At 59.6% G+C, this 14,380-nt stretch carries 14 protein-coding genes; 5 read left to right on the plus strand and 9 right to left on the minus strand.

Annotated elements, in window-relative coordinates; translation table 11 throughout:
• The first annotated feature begins 159 nt into the window (after positions 1–159).
• Positions 160–1,938: an acyl-CoA dehydrogenase C-terminal domain-containing protein gene (locus AB4N33_RS24075; protein WP_476458398.1), complete on the plus strand. Its 1,779-nt coding sequence runs from the start codon at positions 160–162 to the stop codon at positions 1,936–1,938.
• 224 nt (positions 1,939–2,162) lie between these two features.
• On the opposite strand, the gene AB4N33_RS24080 is transcribed toward AB4N33_RS24075, so the two are convergent.
• Complete coding sequence (locus AB4N33_RS24080; RefSeq protein WP_476458399.1) at positions 2,163–3,086, minus strand: LysR family transcriptional regulator; 924 nt, start codon at positions 3,084–3,086, stop codon at positions 2,163–2,165.
• 169 nt (positions 3,087–3,255) lie between these two features.
• Here AB4N33_RS24080 and AB4N33_RS24085 point away from each other — a divergent pair, with 169 nt between their 5' ends.
• From AB4N33_RS24085 to AB4N33_RS24100, 4 genes are all read left to right on the plus strand, one after another.
• Positions 3,256–4,539 (plus strand): aspartate aminotransferase family protein, encoded by a 1,284-nt coding sequence (locus AB4N33_RS24085; protein WP_476458400.1) that lies wholly within the window; start codon positions 3,256–3,258, stop codon positions 4,537–4,539.
• A 254-nt stretch (positions 4,540–4,793) separates the two neighbouring features.
• Positions 4,794–5,150 (plus strand): type II toxin-antitoxin system RelE/ParE family toxin, encoded by a 357-nt coding sequence (locus AB4N33_RS24090; protein WP_460120287.1) that lies wholly within the window; start codon positions 4,794–4,796, stop codon positions 5,148–5,150.
• Positions 5,143–5,463, plus strand: coding sequence for a helix-turn-helix domain-containing protein (locus AB4N33_RS24095; protein ID WP_460120288.1), 321 nt, complete (start codon positions 5,143–5,145; stop codon positions 5,461–5,463). Before AB4N33_RS24090 ends, AB4N33_RS24095 begins: the two co-directional genes overlap by 8 nt.
• 82 nt (positions 5,464–5,545) lie before the next feature.
• Entirely contained in the window at positions 5,546–5,704 is a 159-nt protein-coding gene (locus AB4N33_RS24100; protein ID WP_003228885.1) for a YqaE/Pmp3 family membrane protein, read from the plus strand.
• Between the two features lie 103 nt (positions 5,705–5,807).
• On the opposite strand, the gene AB4N33_RS24105 is transcribed toward AB4N33_RS24100, so the two are convergent.
• The 8 genes from AB4N33_RS24105 to AB4N33_RS24140 form a co-directional block, all read right to left on the minus strand.
• Positions 5,808–7,634 (minus strand): S9 family peptidase, encoded by a 1,827-nt coding sequence (locus tag AB4N33_RS24105; RefSeq protein WP_476458401.1) that lies wholly within the window; start codon positions 7,632–7,634, stop codon positions 5,808–5,810.
• Positions 7,600–8,742 carry a pyrroloquinoline quinone biosynthesis protein PqqE gene (gene pqqE / locus AB4N33_RS24110; protein WP_476458844.1) on the minus strand — a complete coding sequence of 381 codons (1,143 nt, stop codon included), beginning with the start codon at positions 8,740–8,742 and terminating at the stop codon, positions 7,600–7,602. Before pqqE ends, AB4N33_RS24105 begins: the two co-directional genes overlap by 35 nt.
• Positions 8,743–8,746: 4 nt before the next feature.
• A complete protein-coding gene (pqqD, locus tag AB4N33_RS24115; RefSeq protein ID WP_460120292.1) occupies positions 8,747–9,022 on the minus strand; it encodes a pyrroloquinoline quinone biosynthesis peptide chaperone PqqD in 276 nt (91 codons plus the stop codon).
• Positions 9,019–9,771, minus strand: a complete 753-nt coding sequence (gene pqqC, locus AB4N33_RS24120; protein WP_476458402.1) for a pyrroloquinoline-quinone synthase PqqC — start codon at positions 9,769–9,771, stop codon at positions 9,019–9,021. Before pqqC ends, pqqD begins: the two co-directional genes overlap by 4 nt.
• Positions 9,772–9,890: 119 nt before the next feature.
• Positions 9,891–10,802 carry a pyrroloquinoline quinone biosynthesis protein PqqB gene (gene pqqB, locus AB4N33_RS24125; protein WP_476458403.1) on the minus strand — a complete coding sequence of 304 codons (912 nt, stop codon included), beginning with the start codon at positions 10,800–10,802 and terminating at the stop codon, positions 9,891–9,893.
• Positions 10,803–10,881: 79 nt separating this feature from the next.
• On the minus strand, positions 10,882–10,956 hold the full coding sequence (gene pqqA, locus AB4N33_RS24130; protein ID WP_009045898.1) for a pyrroloquinoline quinone precursor peptide PqqA: 75 nt from the start codon (positions 10,954–10,956) through the stop codon (positions 10,882–10,884).
• A gap of 133 nt (positions 10,957–11,089) precedes the next feature.
• Complete coding sequence (gene pqqF / locus AB4N33_RS24135) at positions 11,090–13,534, minus strand: pyrroloquinoline quinone biosynthesis protein PqqF (RefSeq protein WP_476458404.1); 2,445 nt, start codon at positions 13,532–13,534, stop codon at positions 11,090–11,092.
• 48 nt (positions 13,535–13,582) lie between these two features.
• On the minus strand, positions 13,583–14,377 hold the full coding sequence (locus AB4N33_RS24140; RefSeq protein WP_476458405.1) for a carbon-nitrogen hydrolase family protein: 795 nt from the start codon (positions 14,375–14,377) through the stop codon (positions 13,583–13,585).
• Positions 14,378–14,380 lie beyond the last annotated feature (3 nt).

The raw sequence follows: 14,380 nt of genomic DNA on the forward strand, positions 1-14,380 counted from the left end.
CTCACAAGCTCGCTGCGTGGGTCATGGAATGTTGGTGACCAAAAATTACAAAAGGGTCACTAGTTGACCCTATGTGTCGCAAAAGTTGTTGGGGTACACTCGGGCCCAACGAGACACTCTTCCTACACATCACCTGTAAAAGATCTTGCGAGGTTTGCCATGGCTGACTACAAAGCGCCCCTGCGTGATATGCGCTTCGTCCTCAATGAAGTGTTCGAGGTTGCCAAATTGTGGGCCGAGTTGCCTGCACTGGCCGAGACCGTCGACGCGGAAACGGTCGAGGCCATTCTTGAAGAAGCCGGCAAGGTCACCAGTAAAAGCATCGCGCCGCTGAGCCGTGGGGCCGACGAAGAAGGTTGCCATTGGGCGGACGGCGTCGTTACTACGCCAGCAGGTTTCCCACAGGCTTACCAGACGTATGCCGAAGGCGGCTGGGTCGGTGTGGGAGGTGACCCGGCTTACGGCGGCATGGGCATGCCCAAGGCGGTTTCGGCCCAGGTCGAGGAAATGGTCAACTCCTCAAGCCTGGCGTTCGGTCTGTACCCGATGCTGACGGCGGGCGCTTGCCTGTCGATCAACGCCCACGCCAGCGACGAGCTGAAGGCGGCTTACCTGCCGAACATGTACGCCGGTATCTGGGCAGGTTCCATGTGCCTGACCGAGCCGCATGCCGGCACGGATCTGGGGATCATTCGTACCAAGGCCGAGCCTCAAGCGGACGGTTCCTACAAGGTCAGCGGCACCAAGATCTTCATCACTGGCGGTGAACACGACCTGACCGAGAACATCATCCACCTGGTGCTGGCGAAACTGCCGGACGCACCGGCAGGGCCCAAGGGTATTTCGCTATTTCTGGTGCCCAAGTTCCTGGTCAACGCCGACGGCAGCCTGGGTGAGCGCAACCCTGCAAATTGCGGCTCGATCGAACACAAAATGGGTATCCAGGCATCCGCCACCTGCGTGATGAACTTCGATGAAGCCGTGGGTTATCTGGTCGGCGAGCCGAACAAGGGCCTCGCGGCAATGTTCACCATGATGAACTACGAGCGCCTGGGCGTAGGCATCCAGGGGCTCGCGACGGGTGAGCGTTCCTACCAGAACGCCGTCGAGTATGCCCGCGATCGCCTGCAAAGCCGTTCACCGACGGGTGCGCAGAACAAAGACAAGGTTGCAGACCCGATCATCGTGCATCCGGACGTGCGCCGCATGCTGCTGACCATGAAAGCTGCGAACGAAGGCGGCCGCGCGTTCTCCACTTACGTGGCCATGCAGTTGGACACCGCCAAGTTCAGCGAAGACGCCGCCACCCGCAAGCGTGCAGAAGACCTGGTGGCGCTGCTGACTCCGGTAGCCAAGGCATTCCTGACCGACCTCGGCCTGGAAACCACCGTTCACGGCCAGCAGGTGTTCGGCGGCCACGGTTACATCCGTGAGTGGGGCCAGGAGCAGTTGGTGCGTGACGTGCGCATCACCCAGATCTACGAAGGCACCAACGGCATTCAGGCGCTGGACCTTGTAGGGCGCAAGGTCGTTGGCAGCGGCGGAGCTTTCTACAAGCTCTTCGCCGATGAGATTCGGCACTTCACCACAACGGCCAGTGCCGATCTGGGCGAGTTCACCCAACCGCTGAATGACGCGTTGACCACGTTGGATGAACTGACAGCCTGGCTGCTGGACCGGGCTAAGAACAACCCGAATGAAATCGGCGCGGCTTCGGTCGAGTACCTGCAAACCTTCGGTTATGTTGCCTACGCCTACATGTGGGCATTGATGGCCAAGGCGGCGCTGGGCAAGGAAACACAGGACGATTTCTATGCGAGCAAAGTGGGTACGGCGCGCTTCTATTTCGCACGCTTGCTGCCACGTATTCACTCGCTCAGCGCATCGGTGTGGGCAGGCAGCGAGTCGCTGTTCCTGCTGGATGCCGCACAGTTCTGACTGTGAAACGTCGTGTAAGCATTCTCTTACACGACGTGCTGCTCATCTCCCATAGATGCAGATTGGATCCACGGCTAATCTACTTCACATGGACGTCGCGCAGGAAAGCGCAAGTAACAACACGGACACGTAGGATTCTGCCAGGATGGCGGAGTGAAATGGATGTCAGGGAAACAGTCTGCAAAGCCCCGCTTCGGCGGGGTTTTCTTATGCCCGCAGAAAAGTTATCCGCTCAGCCCGTCAGGGGTTATCGAGCGATCATCCGTGGCACTCATCACTTCTTCCAGCAAATTGCGTAACAACGTCATTGATGCCTGTTGACGTTGTACATCACGACATACCAGCCCGACTTTCAGCGGTACTCGCGGTTCGGTCAGAGGCTTCCACAGCAGCTCATGGCTGCCCAGTACTTTTTGTGATCGCCCCGGCAACACGGTTGCCAAGCGGGTGTGGGGCAGGCTGTCGAGAATCCCCGCCATGTTATTCAACTCCGCCTGCACTTGCGGTCGCCGCCCCAGGCTGGCCAGTTGCGTCTGCCAGATCTGCCGCACCTGAAACTCCTCGCCCAGCAACAACATCGGCAGTTCGGCTGCCTGCACCATGGAAACCTTCTTGAATTCGCGCAACGGATGATCAGCCGGGATGACGAGAGTCAGTTCGTCTTCGTACAGCATCACGCCATGCAATCCCGGTTGGCGTGGTGGCAGGTAGCTGATGCCGATGTCCAGGGTACCACTGAGCAGGCGTCGCTCAATCTCCAGACCCGAGAGCTCATAGATCTGCACCACCAGATGCGGCTGCGCCTTGCGCACACGCTCGAGCAGCTGCGGCACCAGGCTGCTGTGCACCGTTTGCAGCACGCCGATGGCCAGTGTTCGCAGGGCCTGACCCTTGAAGTTGCCCATCGCTTCACGGGCCCGTTGCAAGCCGTCGAGCAAGGGGAGGGCGTGGTTGTACAAGGTGTGGGCAGCCAGGGTCGGCAGCAGGCGTTTGCTGCTGCGCTCGAACAAGCTGAGATCGAGGTTCTGCTCAAGCTGGCGAATCTGTTGGGACAGCGCTGGTTGAGAGATCGACAGACGCTCGGCGGCCCGTCCGACATGGCCCTCTTCGTAGACCGCGACGAAATAACGCAGTTGTTTGAAATCCATAAGTTTTACTTATTGAAAATACTGGAAAAACGAAATGGTCCAGGGACCGGCATAGGCCTAGTCTAACCGCATTCACTAGGCTTACAGGGCCAGAGAGCGCGATGAATACCATTCACCGAAAGGGTGTTTGCATAGGTAAGGCAAAAAACCTCAATGAAGGTTTTTTTGTATGAATTTGTTCAGTTTGCGGCGCAGTACCCCCAGCCTCGAAGACCTGAGTGAGGAGGCGTTCATGCCGTCCACGGACGACGCCTCATCCAGCGAATACCTGATGCCCAGCGTCGAGCGGCCCAAGCAGGTCTTTGTGCGAGGGCAGGGTTCATGGTTGTGGGACAGCGATGATCGCGCTTACCTCGATTTCTCTCAGGGTAACGGCGCCAATAGTCTTGGGCACAGCCCATCAGTGTTGGTCAACGCCATTTCCGCTCAGGCTCAGTCGCTGATCAATCCAGGCTTTGGTCTGCATAACCGTGGCATGCTCAATCTCGCTGAACGTCTTTGCGCCAGTACCGGCAGCGATCAGGCGTACCTGCTCAACACTGGCAGCGAGGCGTGTGAGGCAGCGATCAAGCTGGCACGCAAGTGGGGCCAACTGCACCGCGGAGGCGCTTCGGGGATCATCGTCGCCAACAATGGGTGCCACGGCCGCAGTCTCGGGACTATTCCGGCGTCAGACAGTGTCAACCTGGCCAACCGTTTCGAGCCACAGCTGCCGGGCTTCAGCCATGTGCCGTTCAACGATCTGGCCGCGTTGCATGCCGCCGTCGACGCACAAACCGTCGCGATCATGCTTGAACCGGTCCAGAGCGAAGCCGGGGTTATCCCCGCCACCGAGCATTACCTCAAGGGCGTTGAGCGCCTGTGCCGTGAGCTGGGCATTCTGTTGATCCTGGATGAAGTGCAAACCGGCGTCGGTCGTCTCGGCACCTTGCTCGCGGAGCAATACTACGGCGTGCGGGCAGATATCGTCGTGCTCGGTAAAGGGCTGGGTGGCGGAGTACCGGTTGCGGCACTCCTGGCCCGGGGCAAAGCCTGCTGTTTCGATGTGGGCGAGCTGACGGGTACTCATCACGGCAATGCTTTGATGACGGCGGCCGCGCTTGCCGTACTCGGCAGCGTGCAGGACAAGGGGTTTCTCAAGCATGTCGGGGAGACTGGCGAGCATTTGCGCGAAGGCCTGGCGCGACTGGCGCATCGCTATGGCCATGGCCAATTGCGAGGCCAGGGGCTGCTTTGGGGCCTGACCCTGTCCGACGCTTCGGCTGGGGCAGTGGTCAAGGCCGCCATGTCCGAAGGCCTGTTGCTCGACGCCCCGCAACCCGATTGCTTGCGTTTCACCCCGGCGCTCACGGTCAGCAACGCCAACATCGACGAAATGCTCCTGCGCCTGGCCCGTGCCTTCTCCCGCGTGCGGACGGCACAACTGCAATGCCGCAAAGGGATTGCCGTCTGACAGCAACGTCCTGCACGAATTTCCGAACCGTCTCGCGGTATAACGCGTCGCCCCACGTTTGATTCTTTTGACGTGGGGCGTTTTTTTGTCTCTGCATTTTTCCAGATGCCAATCGGTGCTTGAGCGATGGCGCGATCGGTGGTTTTTTAGTGCACGTCGGCAAGGAGTGCCGATGCCCGCAGAGTGACAGAGTCATTCAGCAGGCTTTGATTTATATACCACTAAGTGGTATGTTTTTTTAGGAAGGGATGCCGATGAGACCCCGGTTGTTCAAGACCAAGCGTTTTGCCGTGCAGGCTGGCAAGGCATGGATTGGCGATGACGAGCTTCGCGACGCTTTTGCGCAAATGCTAAGGGGCCAGGCCGAAAGCCTCGGCGGTGGGGTTTGGAAGAAACGCTTGAATGCCAATCGACATCGCTCGATTGTTGTGGCCAAGGGTGAGCGTTACTGGGTGTATCAATTCCTGTACGCCAAAAAAGATCAAAGCAATATCAGTCAAGCGGATTTGATCGGCTTTCGGAAAGTGGCGAAGACCTACGAGATGCTGACAGAACTGCAACTCCAGTCCCTGCTGGATACAAAGGAGTTTTTGGAGGTTTTTCATGAGTAGAAAGTTCAAAAGTGAGGCATTGGAATCGGTACACGAATCCGCCAGCGCCCTGTACGCCATCGGCGCAATCAGCAAGGCAACCATGCGCGAGTTCGATGAGTCCTGCCTTGCAACTGTTCCCGATGCGATCCCGGCGGAGCAGATCAAGGCGCTGCGCGAGCGCAACAATGTCAGCCAGCCGGTGTTCGCACGTTATCTGAACACCAGTGCATCGACGGTAAAGCAATGGGAAGCCGGCGCCAAACACCCCAGTGGCATGGCGCTCAAACTGCTGAGCATCGTGCAGAAACACGGGCTGGAAATACTGGCCTGAATTCGCGAACTGAACCCTGACGAACGGCGCAGGTCGATTAGCTGTAGGGCGCACGCGCCCACTTCAAATCAGGAGCTGCCCCATGGATTTCATTCGCATCATCATCGCTATTCTTCTACCGCCACTGGGTGTGTTTCTGCAGGTCGGCTTCGGTGGAGCGTTCTGGCTGAATATTCTGCTGACGTTGTGCGGTTACATTCCGGGGATCGTGCATGCGGTCTACATCATCGCCAAGCGCTGAGAGTCGCGGCGGCCGGTAGGCAGTTATCGCTCGCAAGCCAGCTTCTGCAGGGGATTGCGTAATCTGTAGGGGCTGGCTTGCCAGCAATTGGAACGACGCTATCTCAAGTGGATGATTTCATCACCCGCTTGTAAAACAACCACTCGTGCTCCAGTGCATGGGCCTGGTTCCCCGCCTTGCGGAAACCATGGCGTTCGTCGGGATAGTAATGGGCTTCAACCAGGATGCCGTTTTCCTGTAGAGCCTCGACCATGTCGCGGGTCTGTTGGGGCACCACGACGGCGTCGAGTTCACCCTGGAAGAAGATCATCGGTACGCGGATGTTTCCTGCATGAAGCAGAGGCGTACGAGAGGCGTAGCGTTCGGCGTCCCTGTCGGGATCGCCGATCAGCCAATCCAGGTAATCGCCCTCGAACTTGTGGGTGACCCGGCCCAGCGCCACGGGATCGCTGACCCCGTAGAGACTCGCGCCGGCGCGAAACACCGTGTTGAACGCCAGGGCGCACAACGTGGTGTAGCCACCGGCACTGCCACCGCGAATGAACGCTTTGTCGCCATCGATCAAGCCACGGTTGGCGAGATGTGTCACCACCGCGCAAGCATCCTCTACATCCACTTCCCCCCAGCTCAAATACAGCGCCTGGCGGTACGCCCGCCCATAGCCGCTGCTGCCACGGTAATTGAGGTCGGCCACGGCGAAACCGCGTTGCGCCCAATACTGAATGCGCGGATCCAGTATCGGGTAGCACGCTGACGTCGGGCCGCCGTGGATGAATACCACCAGCGGCGGTTTCGCCTCGCCGGACATCGCGGGATAAAAGAATCCGTGTGCCTCGCCCGAGCCGCTCGGGTAACGCAGGGTTTGCGGGACGCTGATCCGTTCTGCCGGCAATGGTGCCTCGCCGCCCGCCAGCACTTTCGCTTCTCCGGTAGTGCGCTCGATGGCGTTGATCGCGGATGGTCTGACGGGGGAGGCAGCGATGCAGTAGATGAAATCTTCATCCATGGCCAAATGTCGGAAACGGCTGTAGTCGCCGGTGAAGTCTTCAACGGTTTCCGTGCAAATGGCGAGTCGGCCGAAACCGTCTTCGGTCCAACTGGCCAGAAAAGCGTTATCTGCGAGTGGCAGCCAGGTGCAGCCACCCAGTTGCCAAGGCGCGGGGCCGTGGTCGGCCGCAACGCTGGGCAAAGCTCGCAAACCGTCCGGTGACTCCCCCCAAGGCTGCCAGTACCCGGCGCGATCCGTCAGGCAATAAAGACGACCATGCTCATCGAAACGGGGCTGTTGTACCGATTCCTGAGTTTCTTCGCCGGCCACGCAGCGAGCTGGGGGAAAAACGCCGCCGTTTGTGCGCTCGGCGACCATCAGGCGCGTAGCGGTCCAGGGCTGATCCGGACGGCTCCATTCGATCCAGGCCAGGCGCTGTCCGTCGGGGCTCAGCGTCGGCGCAGCATAGAAATCAGCACCCTCGGCCAACAGATGGCGGTTCCCGTTCGCCAGATCAATGGCCACCAGACGGTGGTGATTGCGCTGTTCTTCCACGGCCAGAACCTGACCCTCGGCGAACTTCAGATCGCCATACCGGCATTCACCGGACGTCAGCGGCACGGGTGTTTCGCCCTGCAGCGATTGGCGATACAACTGCTGGTCTGCTTCGTTGACGAACACGATTCCATCGTCTGTCAGGCAAAACGCTCCACCGCCATATTCGTACACCCGACTGCGTACGCTGAAACCGTCGGGCGTCAGGCAATGTGCCTGGTCGTCACGCCAATGCCAGATGCGGCATGCAGCATCTTCGGGGCGGTATTCATTCCAGAACAGGCCATGCTGCCCCACCAGCAGTTCGGCAAAGTCGACGCCAGCGGCCACGGCATTGGCGGCGCTGAGCGGTTCAGCTTTTGGCGATGAGGCGTGAGTTTCGTTCATTGCGAAAGGCCAGTTGTTCGATGGTTTCGGTGGCGTGCTCGGCCTCTTCGCGGGCCTTGAGAATCATGCCGTGATGCTGCGATTTGCTGCACACTGGGTCGGCGTTGCTGGCGTCGCCGGTGAGCATGAACGCCTGACAGCGACAGCCGCCAAAGTCCTTTTCTTTTTCGTCGCAGGAGCGGCAAGGCTCTGGCATCCAGTCGTAGCCGCGAAAACGGTTGAAGCCAAAGGAGTCGTACCAGATGTGTTGCATGCTGTGATCGCGCACATTGGGAAATTGCACCGGCATCTGTCGGGCACCGTGACAGGGAAGGGCTGTACCGTCGGGTGTCACTGTCAGAAAAATACTGCCCCAGCCGTTCATGCAGGCCTTCGGGCGTTCTTCGTAATAGTCCGGAGTGACGAAAATCAGCTTGCAGGGGTGTCCTTCTGCTTCCAGTTTGGCGCGATATTGGTTGGTGATGCGTTCAGCGCGCGTCAGTTGTTCCTGGGTCGGCAGCAGGCCCACCCGATTGAGTTGTGCCCAACCGTAGAACTGGCAGGTGGCGAGTTCAACGAAGTCGGCTTCGAGGGCAATGCACAGCTCGATGATGCGGTCGATTTTATCGATGTTGTGCCGATGGGTAACGAAGTTCAGCACCATTGGATAGCCATGGGCCTTTACTGCACGGGCCATCTCCAGTTTCTGCGCGAACGCTTTTTTTGAACCGGCCAGCAGGTTGTTCACTTGCTCGTCGCTGGCCTGGAAACTGATCTGGATATGGTCCAGGCCGGCCTTTTTGAAGTCACTGATTTTCTGCTCGGTCAGACCAATGCCCGAAGTGATCAGGTTGGTATAGAAACCGAGCTTGCGCGCCTCGCCAATCAACTGCGCAAGGTCCTGGCGCACGAGCGGTTCGCCACCGGAAAAGCCCAGTTGCGCCGCGCCCATTTCCCGCGCTTCACGAAACACCTTGATCCACTGCTCGGTGCTCAGCTCTTTGCCTTGCTCGGCGAAGTCCAGCGGGTTGGAGCAGTAGGGGCATTGCAATGGGCAACGATAGGTCAGCTCGGCCAGCAGCCACAGCGGCAGGCCGACTTCGGGCTTGGGCGGTAACTTATCCGACACGTCGTCAGGCAAGTTCGATCCAGTGCTGAGCACGGGCAACCTCCATGAATTGCTCGATGTCGTCACCCAGTTCCGGTACCCCGGGGAACTGCTTGTCGAGCTCGGTGATGATCGCCGCGACGTCGCGTTGGCCGTCGATCAAACCACCGATCAGCGCGGCACTGTCATTGAGTTTGATCATGCCTTCGGGGTACAGCAGCACGTGGCCTTTTTGCGCCGGTTCGTACTGGAAACGGTAGCCGGGACGCCAGGTCGGGGTTTTGCTGCGGTCGAAACTCATAGGTTGATTCCTTTATGCCAGACCCGTTGTTCGGTCACGCTGTGATATGGCGGGCGTTTCAATTCGTAGGCCATGCTCATGGCGTCGAGCATGCTCCAAAGAATGTCCAGTTTGAACTGGAGAATTTCCAGCATGCGCTCCTGGCCTTCCCGTGTCGTGTAGTGTTGCAGGGTGATCGCCAGTCCATGCTCGACATCGCGCCGCGCCTGGCCCAGGCGAGTGCGAAAGTATTCGTAGCCTGCCGGGTCGATCCACGGGTAATGCTGGGGCCAGCTGTCCAGGCGCGACTGGTGTATTTGCGGCGCGAACAGTTCGGTCAGCGAGCTGCTGGCGGCTTCCTGCCAGCTCGCACGGCGGGCGAAGTTGACGTAGGCGTCCACGGCAAAACGCACACCGGGCAGGACCAGTTCCTGGGAACGCAATTGGTCAGGGTCGAGGCCGACAGCCTGGCCCAGGCGCAACCAGGCTTCAATTCCGCCGTCTTCGCCAGGGGCGCCATCGTGATCGAGCAGGCGCTGAATCCACTCGCGGCGGATTTCGCGGTCCGGGCAGTTGGCCAGGATGGCCGCGTCCTTCAGGGGGATGTTCACCTGATAGTAGAAACGGTTGGCGACCCAGCCCTGGATTTGCTCACGGGTCGCCCGGCCTTCGTACATCGCCACGTGGTAAGGGTGATGGATGTGGTAATAGGCGCCCTTGGCCCTCAGGGCGGCTTCGAATTCGGCGGGGGAGAGCGGGGTGTCAGTCATTTTGGGGCTCCAGCGGTGTCGGATAGGGCCTCATCGCGAGCTTTGCTGTAAATGCAGGCAGCCCGTCATCGTATGGGAGCGAGCCTGCTCGCGATAGGCCGCGAAGCAGTCTTGGCCTCTTACAAAACAATACTCATCCCGTCATACGCGACTTCGACGTTACGCCGAACCAGCTCCGCGCGCTCCGGCGAGTCTTCATCGAGAATCGGGTTGGTGTTGTTGATGTGGATAAGCACCTTGCGCTGCTTGGGCAACTGGTCCAGCACCTCGAGCATGCCGCCAGCGCCGTTCTGTGCCAAGTGCCCCATTTCGCGGCCGGTGCGGGTGCCGACGCCTCGGCGTTGCATTTCGTCGTCATCCCATAACGTGCCATCCACCAGCAGGCAGTCGCTGCCTTCCATGATCTGCATCAGCGGTGCGTCCACCTTGCCCAGGCCAGGGGCGTAGAACAGCTTGCCGCCGGTGTTCAGGTCCTCGACGATGAGCCCGATGTTGTCGCCAGGATGCGGGTCGAAGCGATGCGGTGAATACGGTGGCGCCGCACTGCGCAGTGGCAGTGGGGTGAAACGCAGACTCGGGCAAGCGGGAATGGTGAAGCTGCGGTCCAGCTCGATGCGGTTCCAGCTTAGCCCGCCGTTCCAGTGGGTAAGCATGGTGAACAGCGGGAAACCGGTGCTCAGGTCTTCATGGACCATGTCGGTGCACCAGACGTTGTGCGGGCATCCCTCGCGCAGGCTGAGCAGGCCGGTGGTGTGGTCGATCTGGCTGTCCATCAACACAATGGCGCTGATGCCGGTGTCGCGCAGGGCCCGGCCCGGTTGCATTGGGGCGAAGCTCTGGAGCTGGGCACGGATGTCCGGCGAGGCGTTGCACAGGACCCAGTTGATACCGTCATCGGAAATCGCAATGGATGACTGAGTACGGGCCTTGGCATTCAGGCTGCCGTCGCGAAAACCTGCGCAGTTCACGCAGTTGCAGTTCCACTGGGGGAAACCGCCGCCGGCAGCGGAACCTAGGATCTGGACAAACATGGGCGCTCCGTCATTCAACTCTGAAAATAAAAACGCCCCGGTAAACCGAGGCGTTGCACATCGCTTTGAGTCTACAACCTTAGCGGCTGGCGAAGTACATGGTGACTTCAAAGCCGATACGCAGGTCGGTGTAAGCAGGCTTGGACCAGGACATGGGAGCGCTCCTTGTGGTGATGGGACGGTTGATAGCTATACATATAGTCCACCTCCAACCGGAGATGTTCAGATAGTTAGGTGGCTATGTTACTCAAATTTACAAATGAATGGCCGGCAATCTCGGAAAAAGCTCATTGCACCAGCGGTAAAGATCCTCGTGTCAAGCGCCAGGGAGGCGGCGGTTCAGAACGGGTGGCCAGGCATCGCCAGCCACCTTCGGTATCCTTCAGTCGGTGGGCGGCGGCGATCAAATCGCTGTGTTGGAGGGCCTGAATCGCCAATGGCAACTGAGCCAGGTAATCCGACGAGTGGCCTGCCTGTTTACCCTGCCAGAGCTGTTCGGCGGCCTGGGCCAGCGGCAATAGGGCCGGATCGAATTGCTCGGCGAGTGACTGGCGCTGGGAGATGAACGTGGCGGCATCGATCGCCTCGATCATGGCGGGTAGCTCGCCGAAGAAGCGTTCAATGTGTTCCAGCAATTGCAGAGGTGGGGTACTTGGCGACTGTACGCCAATCAGCAGCCCGGTCCGCCCATGGATCTGCCGTAGAGAGCTGAAGACGGCATAACCCAATTGCAGTTCAACACGTAGACGCTGATAGATCGGCGTCTGACAGACCAACCCTAAGAGACGCCAGGCAGCCTCGTCGGAGATTTCCCGCGTAGCTGTCGGGCAGAACAGCAGAATCGCGTGTTCGCTGGAGCTGGTATCCAACGTTGTCCACAGACGCTGCCCGTTGATCGAGCGTGCGGTTGCCACTTGGCCATCGGCAATACCGGGTACGCGGCTCAGGGCCAACCCCAGTGCGGCCTGCGTCTGCGCTGAGAGACCGACGGCCAAGCCTTCCCACCGTGCGGTGGACCACAGCTGCTGCGCATCATCGCAGAGCGCTGACGGCTCAAGGCAATGATCGGGCAAGACTTTGAGCAGCTGCTTGATCGGGATCAGCGCAGGATTTTCCGACACCTCAAGTGAGCAGCCACCGACGGGCGTCGCCAGTTCTTTCAGCACGTGTTCCAAAATATTCGGCATCGACTCCTGCAGCCCCGTCACTCTCAGCAGCCATTCATTGCCCGAAGCGCTGAATGATATCTCGACGCCGGCTTGGCGGGCTTCTTCGCACAGCGGTTGCAGTCGGTCCTCAAGATGTTGTTGCAGACGTGGCTGAGGCGAGGCCTGCAGTCGCCAGCGCAGGTAGATTGCCCCCTGTGCCGTATTGTCTGGCAGGGCCTGGCTGAATTGCATCGGCGAAGTTTCACGACGGTTGCGCGAGCGATCCTGGGCAAAGGTTCTCAGGCCTCGGTGTTTGCTGGTTTGACCGCGAATAAGGCCAGCATTCTGGGCGGGGGCTTCGAGGTGCAGGAACGGATTGGGTGCGGGCAACTGCCATTCACCGCTGAAGTTATCCACAGCGCCCATCGTCTTCAGGATGTGTTCAAGCGCGACGACACCTTGATTGGATAAACCGATTTCGAGCTGTTCACTGTCCAGGCGGGCCAATTCCAGGGCGCTGCTCATCTGTTGCTGACGTGCCTGCAAGACCGTGTATTCGTCACGCAGAGCCGACCAATCCTGCGTGGCAAAGAAGCCCAGCCAGTCGAGGAGGTTCTCGCGGACTACGTTCGGCGGGGCTGTTGTGGCGACCTCGATATGCAGCACGGCTTGTTCGGCAAACCGATACAGCACCTGCGCCTTCAAACGCTCCGCCAAGTCACTGGCACGCAACTGTGACAGCAACCCTCCGGGTTTTCCGAGGTTCAGCCAGTGACACAGGAACGCCAACGCCTCACCCGAAGAAGGAGGCAGCGATTCAAACGTGAAGAGCAGATCGAGCCGGCGCTCGCTCACCTGTTGATACGTGCTGTCCGAGGACGCCATCAGCGCCAACGGTTTTGTCTGTGGGATGTTTTCTCCGGTTGTAATCACTGCACCGAAACCCAGCGCCAGTTGCCGCAGATCTTCGATACTCTGTGGCCCCGCCAGGCTCAAGGTCATCTGTCCGGTCTGGTAGAAACGCTGATGGAAATCCTTCAGTGCCAATTGGAAGTCCGCTTCCGGCACCGGCAACGTGTCGCGATTACCAGCGTGAAACCCTCGTAATGGATGAGCCGCCGAAAGCCCATCGAACAGCGCCAGCTGCTGTTGCGCCCGCGCATCCTGCGACCAGGCGACAAATTCGGCGTGCAACACCTCGCGTTCACGCTGTTGATCGTCCGGACTCATTCGCGGATGAGCGAGCATGTCTGACAGTCGTTCAAGCCCTGCGCTGAAATGCTTGGGGGGCAGCTCGAAAAAGAAGTCGGTCGTGCGCTCACTGGTTCGCGCATTGACCTGCCCGCCGTGACATTGAACGTAGGCCATCAACCCTTGATTTCCAGGGAAACGGACTGTGCCGAGAAACAGCAGGTGCTCAAGGAAATGCGCCAGGCCCGGCCAGGCCAGCGGCACATCATGACTGCCAGCCGCGACCCTTAATGCCGCCGCGCAGCGCTTTAAGTCAGGGGCATGACGTAGCGTCACCCGCAAGCCGTTGGCCAGGGTTTCCGTGTGGGGGCGAGAGGGAATCGGCGCAGGCATGAGCACTTCCAGGACAGAGAAGCGCTCATGCTAGCGGATAACGATGGATCAGCGCTTGTTCAGCTCGCCGTATAGCTCCGGGCGGCGATCGAGCAAGTAGCGATTGGCGGCGCGAGAGTCGTTTAGCAACGGGCGATCGAGCTCCCCGACGATCAGGGCTTCATCCAGGCCAGCCTGGGCGATGCGGCTTCCATCCGGCGCGGCGATGCTGCTCTGTCCGCAATACTGAATGTCGCCTTCGCTGCCGCAATAGTTGGCGTATGCCACGTAGCACTGGTTTTCGAAGGCTCGGGAGCGCACGGTCACGTCGGCGACAAAGTCGTAGGGAATCATGTTCGCCGTTGGCACCAGAATCAGCTCGGCACCCGCCAGGGCCAGGCGCCGCGCGTTCTCCGGAAACTCCAGGTCGTAGCAGATCAGGAAACCGAGCTTCCAGCCGTTAAGCTCCACGATTGGGAAATCGTCGCGACCGGCGCTGAACATCGAGCGGTCGAGGTCGCCGTACAGGTGAGTCTTGCGGTAGTTGCACAGGCGCTCGCCGTTAGCGTCGATCAACTGTACCGCGTTGTAGATCTGCCCATCCTCGGTGCGCTCGGGATATCCATACAAAATGGCAATCCCGGCGGCTTTGGCGATGCGCGCGATTTGCTGGGCCGACTCACCGTTGTACACCTCGGCCAGCACGCTGACCGCATCGACGCCGATGTTGTAGCCGGTCAGGAACATCTCCGGCACCACCAGCAGGTCGGCGCCCTTGGCCTCCAGCGCCAGCTGATGCAGGCGTTGCAGGTTACCGGCGACATCCAGGGGCAGCGGTGGGCATTGGTAAAGAGCTACGCGCATTTG

Source organism: Pseudomonas sp. S1_E05, assembly GCF_056337105.1.